The following is a 16,529-nucleotide window of genomic DNA, read 5'->3' on the forward strand; positions in this document are numbered from 1 at the left end:
GAGCGTAGCTTTGCCACCCCCAACCTTGAAGGAGAGCAAAGATGAGCGAAGAAAGCAAATGTCCGGTAACGGGCAAATCCGGCAGTACGGTAGCCGGCCGCGGTCCCACGGTTCGTGACTGGTGGCCCAACCAACTGAACCTGAATGTCCTGCACCAGCACCAGCCCGCCTCCAATCCCCTGGGACCTGACTTCAACTATGCCGAAGAGTTCAAGAAACTGGATTTTGCCGCTCTGAAGAAGGATCTGGTGGCCCTGATGACCGACTCCCAGGAATGGTGGCCGGCCGACTACGGTCATTACGGCGGACTGATGATTCGCATGGCCTGGCACAGCGCCGGCACTTACCGCAGCGGAGACGGGCGCGGCGGCGCCAGTACCGGAAATCAGCGTTTTGCGCCGGTCAACAGCTGGCCCGACAACGTCAACCTCGACAAGGCCCGCCGCCTGCTCTGGCCCATCAAAAAGAAGTACGGCAACAAGATATCCTGGGCCGACTTGCTGATCCTGGCGGGCAACTGCGCCCTGGAGTCCATGGGCTTCAAGACCTTCGGCTTCGGTGGCGGCCGGGAGGATATCTATGAGCCGGAAGAGGATATCTACTGGGGCGCCGAGAAGGAATGGCTGGCCACCAGCGACAAGCCGGACAGCCGCTACTCCGGCGAGCGCGATCTGGAAAACCCGCTGGCCGCGGTGCAGATGGGGCTGATCTACGTCAATCCCGAAGGTCCGGACGGCAATCCGGATCCGGTGGCCTCGGGCATCGATGTGCGGGAAACCTTCGCCCGCATGGGGATGAACGACGAAGAGACCGTGGCGCTGGTCGCCGGCGGCCACACCTTCGGCAAGTGCCATGGCGCCGGGGATCCGGGTCTCATCGGGCCGGAGCCCGAGGCCGCGCCCCTCGAAGAGATGGGACTGGGCTGGAAGAACGCTCTGGGTACCGGCAAAGGCGTAGATACCACCAGCAGCGGCATCGAGGGGGCTTGGAAACTCAATCCCACCAAATGGGACATGGGTTATCTGCACACCCTGTTCGGCTATGAGTGGGAACTGGTCAAGAGTCCGGCCGGCGCGCAGCAGTGGCTGGCCAAGGACGTGAAACCGGAACACATGATTCCGGATGCCCATGATCCGTCGAAAAAACACCGGCCCATGATGACCACGGCCGACCTGTCGTTGCGTTTCGACCCCATCTATGAGCCTATTGCACGCCGCTTCCAAAAGGATCCGGAGGCCTTTGCCGATGCCTTCGCCCGCGCCTGGTTCAAGCTGGTGCACCGTGACATGGGGCCCAAATCTCGCTATCTCGGCCCTGAAGTTCCGGCCGAAGACTTGATCTGGCAGGACCCGATCCCGGCCGTCGATCATCCCCTCATCGATGCCAAGGATATCGCCGATCTCAAGGCCAAGGTTCTGGCTTCGGGCTTGTCGGTGGCGGAACTGGTGGCCACTGCCTGGGCCTCGGCCTCCACCTTCCGCGGCTCGGACAAGCGCGGCGGCGCCAACGGCGCGCGGATTCGCCTGGCGCCCCAAAAGGACTGGGCCGTCAATCAGCCGACGCAGTTGGCCAAAGTATTGGGCGCCCTCGAAAACATCCAGCAGGACTTCAACGCCGGCCAAAAGGATGGCAAGCAGGTCTCCTTGGCGGATCTCGTCGTGCTGGGCGGTTGCGCCGCCGTAGAGGCGGCGGCCAAGGTGGCCGGGCATCTTGTCGAGGTGCCCTTCACCCCGGGGCGCACCGATGCCTCGCAAGACCAGACCGATGTGGAATCCTTCGCCCTGCTGGAGCCCGAGGCCGACGGCTTCCGCAATTACCAGAAGCAGAAATATAGCGTATCCGCCGAGGAACTGCTGGTGGACAGGGCACAACTGATGACGCTGAGCGCACCGGAGATGACGGTGCTGGTCGGCGGTCTGCGGGTGTTGGGCGCCAATGTGGGCCAGTCGCAGCATGGTGTATTGACCAAGCGGGCCGGGGCGCTGACCAACGACTTTTTCGTCAATCTGGTCGACATGGGCACCGTCTGGAAGCCCACGTCCGAGGCCAGGGACACCTTCGAAGGGCGCGACCGCAAAACCGATGATCTCAAATGGACCGCCACCCGGGTGGATTTGATCTTCGGCTCCAACTCCCAGTTGCGCGCCCTGGCCGAGGTCTATGCCCAGGACGACGCGAAGGAAAAGTTTGTGGGTGACTTTGTTGCGGCCTGGAACAAGGTCATGAACCTGGATCGCTTCGATTTGGGCTGAGGGTGGTCTTGATGGTTCCACCGGCACCTAATCGAGGAGAAAAAGGCGAAGAGGATTTGTGGTGAGTTGAGCCAAAGGGGTTGCCGGCCGGCAAGGGTCGGCAGCCCCTTCTCCTTTTTTGTGTAAATTTACGTGGTGGGCGAATTTTTTAGGTTATTTGCGCTCGATGCGTCATCCGTGTATAGATAAGGTTTGAAGAAGGGTACAGAGTTGTCTTTGATTAGCATGGGTAGTTGACCAACGGGAGGGCAGGGCATGGAGCATGGCCGGGCATTGATGATTGGCGGTAGTGATGGTCTGCCCGTGGTGCAGTTGGCGGGCATGAGCAACCGGCATGGGCTCATTGCAGGGGCCACGGGCACCGGCAAGACCGTGACGCTGCAGGTCCTGGCGGAAGGTTTTTCGCGGCTGGGAGTGCCGGTCTTCGCCGCCGATGTCAAAGGCGACCTGTCGGGACTGGCGGCGGCCGGCACGCCGCATGTCAAAATCGACGAACGTTTGCAGCTTCTGGAGTTATCGGATTACCAGCAGCGCCCGGCGCCGGTGGTGTTCTGGGATATTTTCGGCGAGAAGGGCCATCCGGTGCGCGCCACGGTTTCGGAAATGGGTCCGCTATTGCTGGCCAACCTGTTGCAGTTGAACGAAACCCAGAGCGGCGTGCTGTACAGTTGCTTCCGCATCGCTGACGATCAGGGCCTGCTGCTCCTCGATCTGAAGGATTTGCGTTCCATGTTGACCTGGATGGGGGAGAATGCCGCCGCATTGCGAACCACCTATGGCCAATTTGCGACCACCAGTATCGGTGCCATCCAGCGCCAGTTGCTGATTCTCGAAGAGCAGGGCGGCGACGCCTTTTTCGGCGAACCGGCGCTGCAGCTCGAGGATCTGTTGCGGATCGATTTCTCCGGTCAGGGGGTGATCAGCATTCTCGACGCCAGTCGCCTGGTGCACCGTTCGCCACGGGTCTACGCCACCTTTCTGCTCTGGCTGCTGGCGGAACTGTTCGAGCAACTGCCGGAGGTCGGCGATCCCGAGCGCCCGCGGCTGGTGTTTTTCTTTGATGAGGCCCATCTGCTGTTTGCCCAGGCTTCCAAAGCCTTGCAGGAAAAGATCGAGCAGGTGGTGCGCTTGATCCGTTCCAAGGGGGTCGGGATCTATTTCGTCACCCAAAGCCCTCTGGATATTCCCGAAAGCGTCCTGGGTCAATTGAGTCTCAAGGTGCAGCATGCCCTGCGCGCCTTTACTCCCAAGGACCGTCAGGCGGTGACCACCGTAGCCCGGTCCTTCCGTGCCAACCCGGCCCTGGACACCGCTACGGTCATCACCGAGTTGGGTATCGGCGAAGCCCTGGTGTCGACTCTCGATGCCAAGGGGCGACCGCTGCCCGTCATGCGGACCCTGATTTGTCCGCCGCAATCCCGTATCGGCTTTCTCGATGATGCGGAACGGGCGGAACGTCTGTCCCGTTCGCCGCTGCAGGGGCGCTACGAGCAGTCGCTGGATCGCCACTCCGCATATGAAATGCTGCAGGAACGTGCCGCGCAAAGTGTCGCCGCTCCGGAAGAGCGTCGGACCAAGCCTGCCGTGCCAGGGGCTTCCCGAGGTCGGCAAAGTGTCGGTGAGGCCATGGTGAAAAGCGCGGCTCGAACCATCGGCAGCCAGATCGGACGGGAATTAATCCGCGGGCTGCTGGGGTCCCTGTTCGGTGGGCGTACACAAAAACGGTAAGGGCACTCAGGGTTCCAAAAAAAGCTTGCACCCGATACGAGGGTGTGGTACAAAGACAAATCAAGCAAAGTTTGTGTAGTTGTTGGTTGCCGAACAGATTGATCGTCAGTCAGTTTCAGGGCCGCACAGACCAAACGGTATGTGTGGCTTTTTCATGAGGCACCACAGGTTCTGCACAACAAAAAAACATCCCCGCAGGGGGAAAAAGAGGAATCAGAAAAATGGCACAAGGTACTGTAAAGTGGTTCAATGACGCAAAAGGTTTCGGTTTTATCGAGCAGGACAACGGCCCGGACGTGTTCGTGCACTTCTCGGCGATTCAGGGTGACGGTTTCAAATCCCTGGCCGAAGGTGACCGCGTGAGCTTTGATGTGGTTGATGGCCAGAAGGGCCCTCAGTCCACCAACGTTCGCAAGGCCTAAGGTGTTCTTGCTGCCGCGCCGGTCGGTGAGATCGGAACGGGTTGCGGAACCAGCACATTGAATTAAGTATTTATAGTGGTCGGCGGGTTTTTTAACCAGGCCGGCGGATGGTCTGGAAAGGGCCGGCAGCAAATGCTGTCGGCCCTTTTTTTATTTGCCGAATCCGGAATGCATGATTGTGTCGGAGGGTGGCGGGTTGCTTCTCGGCGCAAACCATTTACCCTTGGAATGAAAGGATAAATCCGGGAGGTGCATGATGCCCAACTATGACTATCGATGTGCGGATTGCGGCTATGAGTTCAGCGTGAAAATGAAAATGGCCGAACATGGGAGGACGCCGGTCTTCTGTCCCCTCTGTCAGAGCACGCGGGTGGTACAGTGCATATCGGCGGTCAACGTGCGGACCAGTCGCAAGAGTTGAGGGACAAGGCACGACAGGGTTGCCGGATCATGTTGAGAGGTCTGGGTTCAAGGGGCTGAGATGGAGTTGATTCTGGGAATTTTGGTGAATCTGCTGGACGACATTCTGGTTGCCTCATCCCTGTTGTTGCAACTGGTTGCCCTGGTCCTGGCCTCGCGCCTGGCGCCCATGTCGGGGCGCAGGATGCCATGGTTGGTGGTTGCAGCCGGGGTCTGCCTGTTGGCCGGATTGCAGCTTTTCCTCTACGGGCAAAGTCTCGGGAACGGTCCTTCTCCGCAGGCTATGGTGTTGCAGGCCTTGATCTTTTCCGTTTCCTTGTTGCTGGTCGCCGGCTTGGGGGTGTTGCCGGCTCTGTTCAAGCGGATTCAGGAACAATCCCTTGGCCTGCAGGAGAGCGAAGAGCGGTATCGGGCCATGGTCGATCGGGCCGGCGAGGGGGTATGGCTGCTGGATGAATCGGGCCGCACCCTGTATGTCAATCATCGCCTGGCCCAGATGCTCGGATATCACCCCGAAGAGATGCAGGGTCGTTCGCTGTTGGAATATGTCGAACCGGCTGTAAGAGCCGAAGCCGAGAGCAACTTCAAGCGGCACCGCCTGGGGGTCGAGGAGCATTACGAGTTCAAGTTTCGATGTCGTGATGGCCGGCCGTTATGGGCGATTGTCGCCAGCCGGCAGTTGCCCGCCAGATTGCGGCGCTCTTCAGGAACCCTTTGGGTGCTGACGGACATCACGGCGCGGCGGGATGCCGAAAGCAGGGCCCGTGAACTGTCGCAGCGCGACCCTTTGACCGGCCTGCCCAATCGCGGCCTGCTGAACGACCGCATCGCTCAGGATTTGGGTCGCGAACGGCGCTATGGCCGTCACCTGGCGGTGCTGTTTCTGGATCTGGACGGATTCAAGCCCATCAACGATCAGCACGGCCATGCGACGGGCGATGCGGTGTTGCGCGAGGTAGCGCGGCGCCTGCTGGGCAGGGTGCGCGGCATGGATACCGTGGCGCGGTTTGGCGGTGATGAATTCGTGGTGGTGCTGGCCGATCTGGAGCAAGCCGCCGAGGCTGCCCAAGTGGCCAAGGATCTCATCGAGTTGCTTGGCCAACCGTTTTCCGTCGGCCGCTTGACCTTTCGCGTCGGGGTAAGTATCGGCATCGCCCTGTTTCCCGATGACGACCAGCAGGCCGGCGGTTTGTTGCACAAGGCCGATCAGGCCATGTATGTGGCCAAAAGTTCGGGTGGTAACGACTATCGATTTTATGGGCAGGCAGCCTGAGATTTTGCAGCCGAACAGGTTGAGAAAAGGTCTTTACAGGACTAAACCTTTGTTGTATTCTGCCCCACCTGCGGAGAGGTGACCGAGAGGCCGAAGGTGCACGACTGGAAATCGTGTGTACCGCAAGGTACCGAGGGTTCGAATCCCTCCCTCTCCGCCAGTTTCAAACTGGCTGTCTCGGGTTCCTGGCGGAATTCGAAGCGGAGCGAGCGCTGGCGAGAAACTCCTTCGGCCGTTTTTCCAGTCTTGTTCGATTTCATCAAGGATTTTGCCGATAGAAGTGACAGCCGGGTCCCGCGCAACGGACGGCCGCCAATCCCGTCAGGCCCGGGAGGGAGCAGCGGTAACGGCCTCAGCCGTGTGCCGCGGGGGCGCCTGGCTGTCACTTGTGTCGGCAATCCTTTTTTTGCCCGCCGACCGTATCGTCGTGTATACGGAGATTCCTGATTTTCATGTCTTACCTGGTACTGGCTCGCAAGTATCGACCGATGACGTTCGAGGATCTGGTCGGACAGCAGCATGTCTGCCAGACTCTCGGCAACGCCATCAAAACCGGTCGCATTCACCACGCCTTTTTGTTCACCGGCGCGCGCGGGGTCGGCAAAACCTCGGCTGCGCGAATCTTTGCCAAGGCGCTGAATTGTGAAGCCGGGCTGTCTGCCCAACCGTGCAACCGCTGCCAATCCTGCCTGGAGATTACCGCCGGCCAAGGCCTGGACGTTTTCGAAATCGACGGCGCTTCCAATACCGGCGTCGACGATATTCGCGATCTGCGTGACAATATCCGCTACCTGCCATCCCGATCCCGTTTCAAGATCTTCATCATCGATGAAGTCCACATGCTCTCCATCAACGCCTTCAACGCCCTGCTGAAGACCCTGGAGGAACCGCCCGAGCACGCCAAGTTCATCTTTGCCACGACTGAACCTCACAAAATTCCCGTCACCATCCTGTCGCGCTGCCAGCGTTTCGATTTTCGTAAAATCGCTCTGCCCCTGATTCGCGAGCGTTTGCAGCAGATTGCGGCGGCCGAGCACATCGTGATTTCCGAACGCTCACTGACCTTGGTGGCCCGGCGCGGCGAGGGCAGCATGCGTGATGCTCTGTCCACCTTTGACCAGGTCATCGCCTTCTGCGGCGAGGATATCCATGACGCGGATGTGCAGGGCCTGCTGGGCATGGTCGACCGCCGCCTGCTGCTGGATACGGTGGAGGGTGTTTTGGGCCGCGATGGTCGACGGGTGCTGGATGCCGTGCAGCGAATCGACGATCTGGGACATTCCTTTCGGCAGTTCTGTCGCGAGTTGGTGGAGGTGTTTCGCTCCCTGGTGATTCTCGGCGTGGTGGACGAGCCTGCGGAACTTCTTGATGCCACGGATGAGGAACTGGCGGCTTTGCGGCAGTTGGCAAGCATGGCCGGTCTCGAGGATTTGCAGCGGGCGGTTACCGTTCTGGTACGCACCGAAGGGGAATTGGCGGGTTCGTCCTTTCCGCGCCTGGCCCTGGAAATGGCCCTGGTGCGCCTGGCCCATCTGCCGCCGGGGCGGGAGGTGGCGGCTCTGGTCCGGCAGTTCGAGGATCTGGAGCGCCGCCTGGCCAATGCCGGCCCGCCACCGGGGCCTGCTGCACGGGGCGGTGTTGTTGAGGACGCCCCGCGAGAGAAGCCTGCTCCCGCCCTTTCGGTGTCCGAGCCACCCGAAAGCGACGCCCAGACAAAGCCCGGCAACCAGGCTGCGGGTCACGCCGGTGATTGGCAGGATCTGGTGCGCCAGGTAAAAAAGGAGCGGCCGCGCATCGGCAGTCTGCTGGAGCATGGCCGGGTAATGAAGCTGGAATTGCCTTGTCTGGAACTTGGCTTCGAGGAAAACTCCTTTCATCTGGTGCAGATGCAGGATGTCGAACTGCAGGAGGCGTTTCGCGCTCTGGCCGAAAAATTTTACGGCCGGCCCGTGGCTTTCAAGGTCAGTGTTTTGCCGGCCGCGGAAGCTGAATCGGCCCCCCTGTCCCTGGCTGCTCAGCGACAGGCGCGGCGGGAGGATCGGACCCGGGAATTGCATGAAGAGGCCCTTTCCCACCCGGGTGTGAAGGCGGCGCGTTCGCTGTTCGAGGTGGAAAATGTCGAGGTTCGCCCCTTGGAGGCTGGTTCGCAGGGAGAGACGGCAGGCGAGTGATGCCGGCCTTGCAGGACTCCAATGGGGTGATTTGCCAAGAGTCTTTGGTAGCGGCAACTCCCGGGGGAGATAATTTCACCGGAATTGAATTTTTTCCAAAAATTGCCATCGCATGGCACGGAGGTTGATAAATGGCTAAGGGGTTGGGCAATATCATGAAACAGGCGCAGCTCATGCAGCAGAAAATGGAACGTATGCAGCAGGAGTTGGCCGAACGCGAGGTGGAGGCTTCAGCCGGCGGCGGCATGGTAACCGCGGTTGCCAACGGCCGACAGCAGTTGGTATCCCTGCGGATTGAGCGCAGCGTGGTGGATCCCGAGGATGTCGAAATGCTGCAGGATCTGGTGCTGGCGGCCGTCAACGAAGCGCTCCGCAAGAGCCAGGATATGATGCAGCAGGAGATGGCCAAAATCACCGGCGGATTGAACATCCCCGGCCTTATGTGAGGCCGGGTCGAAGAAAAGTTTCTTCGAGGGTAAAAAAAATTTTTTATCCCGAAAAAAGAATAGAACGGTATTTCAAAAATGTTTGAAATTATTTAGGGTCTCATGGTAAAATTTACCCCATCGTTTACGCGATTGGTAACGGAGTTTGCCAAGCTGCCGGGGGTCGGTCGCAAGACGGCCACCCGGCTGGCTCTGTTTGTTCTGCGACAATCGGACCAGGAAGCCCTGGCGCTGGCCGAGGCCATTCGCGAGCTCAAGGAGCGAACCCGGTTTTGCTCGCGCTGTTTCCATTTTACCGAAACCGATCCCTGCCCTTTGTGTACGGATCCGGGACGCCAGGACCATCAATTATGCGTGGTGGAGGAATGCCAGGATCTGTTTGCCATCGAGCGCAGCGGTTCTTTTCGCGGCCGCTATCATGTTCTGCATGGCGCCCTGTCGCCCCTGGACGGAATCGGTCCCGACGAGTTGAAAATCCCCGAATTGTTGGCCCGGTTACAGGAGGGCACGGTCCGGGAGGTGCTGCTGGCGACGAATTTTGATGTCGAGGGGGAGGCCACGGCCCTCTATCTGGCGCAAGTGATTCGCCCCATGGGCATTCGGGTGACCCGGTTGGCCCACGGCATTCCCATGGGCAGCGACCTCGAATATGTCGATGAAGCGACGGTCAATCGCGCCGTGGAAGGACGGCAGGACCTTTGAGGCGGTGTTTCGCCTGACCTCCCTGCCCAAAAAATATGGATGCTAACTATTGTCGGTCAGAACAATCGTTATATAAATCAAGGAAAATCAAGGAGGCAAACAATGTCACGTAAGATGGTAACCATTGACGGCAATACCGCTGCCGCCCATGTGGCGCATGCGACCAACGAGGTTATTGCCATCTACCCGATTACACCTTCGTCCAACATGGGTGAAATCTCCGATGCCAAAAGCGCCGCCGGTGAAGTCAACATCTGGGGGACGGTGCCCGACGTCGTGGAACTGCAGTCCGAAGGCGGCGCCGCCGGCGCGGTGCATGGGGCCTTGCAGGCCGGTGCGCTGACCACCACCTTTACCGCTTCCCAGGGGCTGCTGCTGATGATCCCCAACATGTTCAAGATCGCCGGTGAGCTGACACCGACGGTCTTTCATGTGTCGGCGCGGGCCCTGGCCTGTCAGGCCCTGTCCATTTTCGGTGATCATTCGGACGTCATGGCCTGTCGTTCCACCGGTTGGGCCATGCTGGCTTCCAACAACGTCCAGGAAGTCATGGATTTTGCCCTCATCGCCCAGGCTGCCACCCTGGAGTCGAGGGTGCCGTTCCTGCACTTTTTTGATGGCTTCCGGACTTCCCATGAAGTTCAGAAGGTCGAAGAACTGACCTTCGACGACATGCGGCACATGGTTGACGACGAGTTGGTACGGGCTCACCGTTATCGCGCCCTGTCGCCGGAACGGCCGAAAATTCGCGGTACCTCCCAGAACCCCGACGTCTATTTCCAGGGTCGCGAGTCGGTCAATCCCTACTACGACAAGGTGCCGGCCATCCTGCAGGCGCAGATGGACAAGTTCGCCAAACGCGTTGGCCGCCAGTACAACCTGGTGGACTACGTGGGGGCTCCGGATGCCGAGCGGGTCATCGTGATTATGGGCTCGGGCACCGATACGGTTCATGAACTGGTCGAGTATCTGGTGCAGCAGGGCGAGAAGGTCGGCCTGCTCAAAATCCGCCTGTTCCTGCCGTTCCCCGTCGAGAGCTTCGCCCGCGCCCTGCCGGCCACGGTGAAGCGTATCGCGGTGCTGGACCGCACCAAGGAACCGGGTTCCCTCGGCGAGCCTCTGTACCAGGCGATACGCACCGCCATCGGCGAGGCCATGAGCGATGGCCTGGTGAATCTGGCCGAGTACCCGACCATCGTCGGCGGCCGCTACGGCCTGGGTTCCAAGGAATTCTCCCCGGCCATGGTCAAGGCGATTTTCGACAATCTGTCCGAACAGCGGCCGAAAAATCATTTCACCGTCGGCATCGTCGATGACGTGACCGGCACCAGCCTGACTTGGGCTGCCGACTTCAAGATTCCCAGCCGGGTCTATTCGGCGGTTTTCTTCGGTCTGGGGTCCGACGGTACCGTCGGCGCCAACAAGAACTCCATCAAAATCATCGGCGAAACGACGGACAACAATGTCCAGGCTTATTTCGTCTACGATTCCAAGAAAGCCGGCACCATCACCACGTCCCATCTGCGTTTCGGCCACCAGGACATTCGGTCGCCTTATCTGATCGACAGTGCCGACTTCGTCGCCTGCCACAACTTCTCCTTTCTGGAGAAGTACAACATGCTGGGCAAGGCCAAGCCCGGTGCAACCTTCCTGCTCAACAGCCCCTTCGGCAAGGACGAGGTCTGGCAGCAACTGCCGCTGGAGGTTCAGCAGGCGATCATCGACAAGCAACTCAAGTTCTATGTCATCGACGGCGTCCGGCTCGGCAACGAGATCGGCCTCGGGCCCCGCATCAACGTCATCATGCAGACGGCGTTTTTCGCCATTTCCAAAATCATCTCCATCGATGAGGCGGTGAGCCAGATCAAAAAGGCCATTGTCGCCAGCTACGGCAAGCGTGGCGAGCGGGTGGTGAACATGAACTACCAGGCCGTCGAAGCGGCCTTGGCCAACCTGGTGGAAGTGCCGGTGCCGGGCCGGGCCGACAGCACCATCGGCATGAAGCCGCCGGTGCCGGCCGAGGCGCCGGAGTTCGTGCAGCAGGTGCTGGCCGAGATTATCGCCGGCCGCGGCGATGGCCTGCCGGTTTCGGCCATGCCCGTGGACGGCACCTTCCCGGTGGCCACTTCCCAGTACGAGCGGCGCAACATCGCCATCGATATCCCGGTATGGGAACCGGAGCTGTGCATCCAGTGCGGCATCTGCTCCTTCGTCTGTCCGCACGCCACCATCCGCATGAAGATTTACGATGCCGCGGCCCTCGAGGGCGCGCCGGCAACCTTCAAGCATTGTGATGCTCGGGGCAAGGAAGTGGCCGGCAAGCGGTTCAGCCTGCAGGTGGCGCCGGAAGACTGCACCGGTTGCGGCGCCTGCGTGCACAATTGCCCGGCCAAAAGCAAGGAAGATCCAAGCCATAAAGCCATCAACATGGCATTCCAGGTGCCCCTGCGCGAGCAGGAAGCGGAAAACTGGAAGTTTTTCCTGGATCTGCCCGATCCCGATCCCGCCCTCATCGCGCGCCAGACGGTCAAGGGCAGCCAGTTGTTGCCGCCCATGTTCGAGTTTTCCGGTGCTTGTGCCGGCTGCGGTGAAACGCCCTTTGTCAAACTGCTGTCCCAGTTGTTCGGGGATCGGCTGATGATGGCCAACGCCACCGGTTGCTCGTCCATCTACGGCGGCAATCTGCCGACTACGCCCTGGACGGTACGCAAGGACGGCCTCGGCCCGACCTGGAACAACTCCCTGTTCGAGGATTGCGCCGAGTTCGGCTATGGCCTGCGCCTTGGGGTGGATAAATTCAAGCAATATGCCCTGGAATTGCTGGACAAGCTCATGGCTTGCGCCAGCGAAGGTTGCAGCGAGGCCAAGGGGTTGATGGCGGCGATTAAAGGGGCCGACCAGTCGACCCAGGAAGCCATCGAGGCCCAGCGGCAGAGGGTGACGCAGCTCAAGGGACTGCTTGAACAGTGCGATAATCCGGTGGGCAAGGACCTGCTGTCGGTGGCCGATTACCTGGTCGAAAAGTCCGTCTGGATGATCGGCGGCGACGGCTGGGCCTACGATATCGGCTACGGCGGCCTTGACCACGTGCTCGCCTCCGGGCGCAATGTCAATGCCCTGGTGCTGGATACCGAGGTGTATTCCAATACCGGTGGTCAGGCGAGCAAGGCGACCCCACTTGGGGCGGTGGCTCAGTTCGCTGCCGGTGGCAAACGCATGGGCAAAAAGGACCTCGGCATGATCGCCATGACCTACGGCAACATCTATGTCGCGAAGGTTTCCCTGGCCAATCCGACCCAGGTGGTGAAGGCCTTCCTGGAAGCCGAATCCTATGATGGGCCGTCCCTGATCCTGGCCTATTCCCACTGCATCGCCCATGGCATTCGCATGACCGAGGCGGTGGATCAATGCAAGAAGGCCGTGGCCTGCGGGCACTGGCCCCTGTTCCGCTACGATCCGCGTCTGGCCGCGCAGGGGAAAAATCCCCTGCAGCTCGACAGCCGCGAACTGACCCTGGATTACGCCGATTTTGCCAACAGCGAAAACCGCTTCCGGGTGTTGAAAAAGCTGCAGCCCGAAATTGCCGACCAGTTGCTGGAAACGGCCGGGCGGGAAACGGTTCAGCGTTTCGACCTATATCGAAAGCTGGCCGACCTGCCCGCCGATTGCGGCAGCAAATCGTAAGCTGCGACCCAAAACCTTCCCGGCACTAGGTGCCGGGAAGGTTTTTCTATTTATGGGAGCAGGGCTGCAAGCGTATTGACGACACTTGTCTGTAAGGCAAAAAAACTCTAAGGCTTGAACCTTGCCGTTAATGATGTTATATAAGCGCTTGGCAAAGGACCTTTTTCCAGGAGAAATGGCATGTTCGGTATTCAGTCATCGCTGGTCATGTATGATGAAGAGCATCAGCGCATCGTGACCATCGCCGAAAAACTGTTGCGCGATTCCAACGCCAAAGCGGTTTTTCTTGTTGACCGCAACGGGCAGTTGATGGCGGCGACGGGGGAAACCGAACATCTGGATACCACCAGCCTTGCCTCCCTGACGGCCGGCAATATCGCGGCTACCGGCGGCTTGGCCAAGCTGATCGGAGAGAAGGAGTTTTCCATCCTGTTTCATGAAGGAGAGAAGGACAATATCCACATCTCCATCGTGGGCGGGCGGATTATTCTGGTGGTGATTTTCGATCAGCGCAGTTCTCTCGGCCTGGTGCGACTGCGGGTGAAAAAGGGCAGCGAGGAGTTCGCCCGCATCTTTGAGGACATGGACCACAGGCTGACGGCCGAAGGGGCGGGCGTGAGTCCGCATAATCCCTTCGCGGAAATCACCGACGACGACATCGACAACCTGTTCCGGTGACGGGAAGGCGGGCATGGCTTTCATCAATTACGCGTCGCGCGAAATCAATTGCAAGATCGTCTATTACGGGCCCGGCCTGTGCGGCAAGACGACCAATCTGCAAACCATCTACCAGCGGACCGCGCCGGAGTCGCGGGGCAAGATGATTTCTCTGGCGACGGAAACCGAGCGTACCCTGTTTTTCGACTTTCTGCCCTTGGCCCTTGGCGACATCCGCGGCTTCAAAACCCGTTTTCATCTCTATACGGTGCCCGGTCAGGTGTTTTACGATGCGTCACGCAAGCTTATCCTGAAAGGGGTGGATGGCGTGGTGTTCGTGGCCGACTCCCAACATGATCGCCTCGACGCCAATGTCGAGAGCCTGGAAAATCTGAAAGATAATCTGGAGGAACAGGGCTACCAGTTGGAGAAGTTGCCCTATGTCATCCAGTACAACAAACGGGATCTGCCCAATCTGACGGAAGTGGCCGAGTTGCGTGGACTGCTGAATCCCACCGAGGTGCCGGACTTCGAAGCCTGTGCCCTGACCGGAGAAGGGGTGTTCGAAACCCTGAAAGCCGTGGCCAAGCAGATCCTCATCGAACTCAAAAAGGGGCGGCGCTAAGTTGGCTTTGACCCTTTAGGCTGCGTTTCATGCAGATTCAAAAACCCGTCGAATTGACTGACGGGTTTTTTTTCTTGACAGTTATTGCGTATTTGGCAAAAAATGCAAATACGCAAGCAAAGGAGGCATGCCATGTTGGCCGATCGTCGTCAAAAACTTGAATTCCGCGCCAGACTGTTGAAGGCCATGGCTCATCCGACGCGCATCTTCATCATTGAAGAACTCGCCCGTGGGGAACAGTGCGTCTGCGAACTGACCAGCCTTATCGAAGCCGACATGTCAACGGTGTCCCGCCATCTGTCGGTGCTGAAAAATGCCGGTATCGTTCAGGATGAAAAGCGCGGCAACCAGGTTTTCTACCGTTTGCGGGCGCGGTGTATCCTGGGTTTTTTCGACTGTTTTGAAACGCTTAAGCAGCAGTGAACCAGCATCTGCCGAAGCCTGATTCGAACCCTCCCGGGCGATGTCCGGTTCAGTTGGGAGATGCGGATGAGGTGTCTTCGCTTGCGTAGTGCCAATTACCACAAGGGGACGAAAAGATGAAATGGACCAAGGAGTGGAAACCGCTGGCGGCGATTGTGGCGATATTTTTGGCCTGCTATTACTTGCCGGTGGATTTTCTAAAAGGCAGTGAGCGCCTGCAGAATGCGGTTTGGGAATCCTTCTACCTGTTGCAGGATTATGCCCGCGAGCACGTATTGCTGTGCCTGGTTCCGGCGTTTTTCATTGCCGGTGCGGTGGCGGTTTTCGTCAGCCAGGCCGCGGTCATGAAATATCTCGGTGCCCGGGCCAACAAGGTGTTGGCCTACGGGGTCGCTTCCGTCTCCGGTTCGGTATTGGCGGTCTGCTCCTGTACCATTCTTCCCCTGTTCGCGGGTATCTATCGCATGGGCGCGGGCTTGGGGCCGGCGACGGCCTTTCTCTATTCGGGACCGGCCATCAACGTTCTGGCCATTGTGCTGACGGCGCGGGTCCTTGGGCCGGAGTTGGGCATTGCCCGCGCCCTTGGCGCGGTGGTGTTCAGCATCATTATCGGCCTGGCCATGCACGTCATCTACCGTCGCGAAGAAATGGACAAGGTCAAGGCCCAGGCGGACCTGCCCGAACCGGAAGTGGCCCGGCCCCTGTGGCAGAATGCCTTGTACTTCGCCTCCATGGTCGGCATTCTGGTGTTTGCCAACTGGGGTCGTCCGGCTGTTCAGGAAGGCCTGTGGCATGCTATTTTCAGCGCCAAATGGCAGGTAACCGCCCTGTTCGGCATGGCTCTGGGGGTGATGTTGGTGCGCTGGTTCAGTGTGGCCTGGTGGAAGGTGGCTATGGCGGCGCTGCCGGTGGCGGTCTTGGCGCTGCTGTTGCCGCAGTGGCCGGTGGTGCCTTTTGTCGCCGGTGTGCTGGGACTTTCGGTGTTGACCAACACCGAGTCCGGCGAGATGGACGACTGGTTTTCGGCAACCTGGGGATTCGCCAAGCAGATCCTGCCCCTGCTGCTCATCGGCGTCTTGATTTCGGGGGTGCTGCTCGGGCGCCCCGGTTATGAGGGGCTGATTCCCAGCGCCTGGGTGGCCGGGGCCGTGGGCGGCAACTCCCTTTGGGCCAACCTGTTTGCTTCTGTGGCCGGCGCATTCATGTATTTTGCCACCCTTACCGAGGTGCCCATTCTGCAGGGATTATTGGGCGCCGGCATGGGCCAGGGCCCGGCTCTGGCCCTGTTGCTGGCCGGACCGGCCTTGAGCCTGCCCAACATGCTGGTCATCCGCAGCATCATGGGAACGCAAAAAACAATAGTTTTTGTCTCGCTGGTGGTGGTCATGGCAACCATCAGCGGGTTGATTTTCGGCACGATTATGGGATAGGCCTACCAACCATGCGAAGGAAAGGATTGAGTGGATGAAGAAGCTGCAGATCCTGGGCACGGGATGCCCGAAGTGCAAGAAATTGGCGGAAAACACCCGCCAGGCGGCGGACGAACTGGGCATCGAATATGAGTTGATCAAGGTGACGGACATCAATGAGATTGCTGGTTTCGGCGTCATGTTGACGCCGGCTCTGGCGGTGGATGGCGATGTCAAGCTGGTCGGCAAGGTGCCGGACCCTGAGGAACTGAAAAAATATATCGCGTAAGCCCGCTAGATCGGGACCTTTTCGAACT

Annotated in this window: 14 protein-coding genes, 1 tRNA gene and 1 other RNA gene; all 16 read left to right on the forward strand. The window is 59.4% G+C overall.

Annotated elements, in window-relative coordinates; all coding sequences use genetic code 11:
- The first annotated feature begins 41 nt into the window (after window positions 1-41).
- The 16 genes from katG (at window position 42) to JQN68_RS00150 (ending at window position 16,501) form a co-directional block, all read left to right on the forward strand.
- A complete protein-coding gene (katG, locus tag JQN68_RS00080; RefSeq protein ID WP_225071104.1) occupies window positions 42-2,252 on the forward strand; it encodes a catalase/peroxidase HPI in 2,211 nt (736 codons plus the stop codon).
- 255 nt (window positions 2,253-2,507) lie between these two features.
- A complete protein-coding gene (locus tag JQN68_RS00085; protein WP_225071105.1) occupies window positions 2,508-3,980 on the forward strand; it encodes a helicase HerA-like domain-containing protein in 1,473 nt (490 codons plus the stop codon).
- Window positions 3,981-4,201: 221 nt separating this feature from the next.
- Entirely contained in the window at window positions 4,202-4,402 is a 201-nt protein-coding gene (locus tag JQN68_RS00090; RefSeq protein ID WP_225071106.1) for a cold-shock protein, read from the forward strand.
- A gap of 256 nt (window positions 4,403-4,658) precedes the next feature.
- Complete coding sequence (locus tag JQN68_RS14825; protein ID WP_502799341.1) at window positions 4,659-4,823, forward strand: FmdB family zinc ribbon protein; 165 nt, start codon at window positions 4,659-4,661, stop codon at window positions 4,821-4,823.
- A gap of 60 nt (window positions 4,824-4,883) precedes the next feature.
- The gene (locus JQN68_RS00095; protein WP_225071108.1) at window positions 4,884-6,095 is read left to right on the forward strand and encodes a sensor domain-containing diguanylate cyclase; all 1,212 of its coding nucleotides are present in this window, start codon (window positions 4,884-4,886) and stop codon (window positions 6,093-6,095) included.
- 72 nt (window positions 6,096-6,167) lie between these two features.
- A tRNA-Ser gene (locus tag JQN68_RS00100) sits at window positions 6,168-6,255 on the forward strand.
- Window positions 6,256-6,380: 125 nt separating this feature from the next.
- Window positions 6,381-6,479, forward strand: an RNA gene (ffs, locus tag JQN68_RS00105) — signal recognition particle sRNA small type.
- A gap of 68 nt (window positions 6,480-6,547) precedes the next feature.
- On the forward strand, window positions 6,548-8,266 hold the full coding sequence (dnaX, locus tag JQN68_RS00110) for a DNA polymerase III subunit gamma/tau (RefSeq protein WP_225071109.1): 1,719 nt from the start codon (window positions 6,548-6,550) through the stop codon (window positions 8,264-8,266).
- Between the two features lie 131 nt (window positions 8,267-8,397).
- Window positions 8,398-8,712 carry a YbaB/EbfC family nucleoid-associated protein gene (locus JQN68_RS00115; protein WP_225071110.1) on the forward strand — a complete coding sequence of 105 codons (315 nt, stop codon included), beginning with the start codon at window positions 8,398-8,400 and terminating at the stop codon, window positions 8,710-8,712.
- Between the two features lie 102 nt (window positions 8,713-8,814).
- Window positions 8,815-9,414 (forward strand): recombination mediator RecR, encoded by a 600-nt coding sequence (gene recR / locus JQN68_RS00120; protein ID WP_225071111.1) that lies wholly within the window; start codon window positions 8,815-8,817, stop codon window positions 9,412-9,414.
- 102 nt (window positions 9,415-9,516) lie between these two features.
- Entirely contained in the window at window positions 9,517-13,098 is a 3,582-nt protein-coding gene (gene nifJ / locus JQN68_RS00125; protein WP_225071112.1) for a pyruvate:ferredoxin (flavodoxin) oxidoreductase, read from the forward strand.
- Between the two features lie 180 nt (window positions 13,099-13,278).
- Window positions 13,279-13,776, forward strand: a complete 498-nt coding sequence (locus JQN68_RS00130) for a roadblock/LC7 domain-containing protein (protein ID WP_283775307.1) — start codon at window positions 13,279-13,281, stop codon at window positions 13,774-13,776.
- A gap of 13 nt (window positions 13,777-13,789) precedes the next feature.
- Window positions 13,790-14,380: a GTP-binding protein gene (locus JQN68_RS00135; RefSeq protein WP_225071113.1), complete on the forward strand. Its 591-nt coding sequence runs from the start codon at window positions 13,790-13,792 to the stop codon at window positions 14,378-14,380.
- A 132-nt stretch (window positions 14,381-14,512) separates the two neighbouring features.
- The gene (locus JQN68_RS00140) at window positions 14,513-14,803 is read left to right on the forward strand and encodes an ArsR/SmtB family transcription factor (protein ID WP_225071114.1); all 291 of its coding nucleotides are present in this window, start codon (window positions 14,513-14,515) and stop codon (window positions 14,801-14,803) included.
- A 116-nt stretch (window positions 14,804-14,919) separates the two neighbouring features.
- Complete coding sequence (locus tag JQN68_RS00145) at window positions 14,920-16,233, forward strand: permease (RefSeq protein WP_225071115.1); 1,314 nt, start codon at window positions 14,920-14,922, stop codon at window positions 16,231-16,233.
- Window positions 16,234-16,267: 34 nt separating this feature from the next.
- Window positions 16,268-16,501 carry a thioredoxin family protein gene (locus JQN68_RS00150; protein ID WP_225071116.1) on the forward strand — a complete coding sequence of 78 codons (234 nt, stop codon included), beginning with the start codon at window positions 16,268-16,270 and terminating at the stop codon, window positions 16,499-16,501.
- The last annotated feature ends 28 nt before the right edge of the window (window positions 16,502-16,529 follow it).

This window comes from Desulfuromonas sp. CSMB_57, from assembly GCF_020194955.2.
Lineage (GTDB): Bacteria > Desulfobacterota > Desulfuromonadia > Desulfuromonadales > Syntrophotaleaceae > JAFCIY02.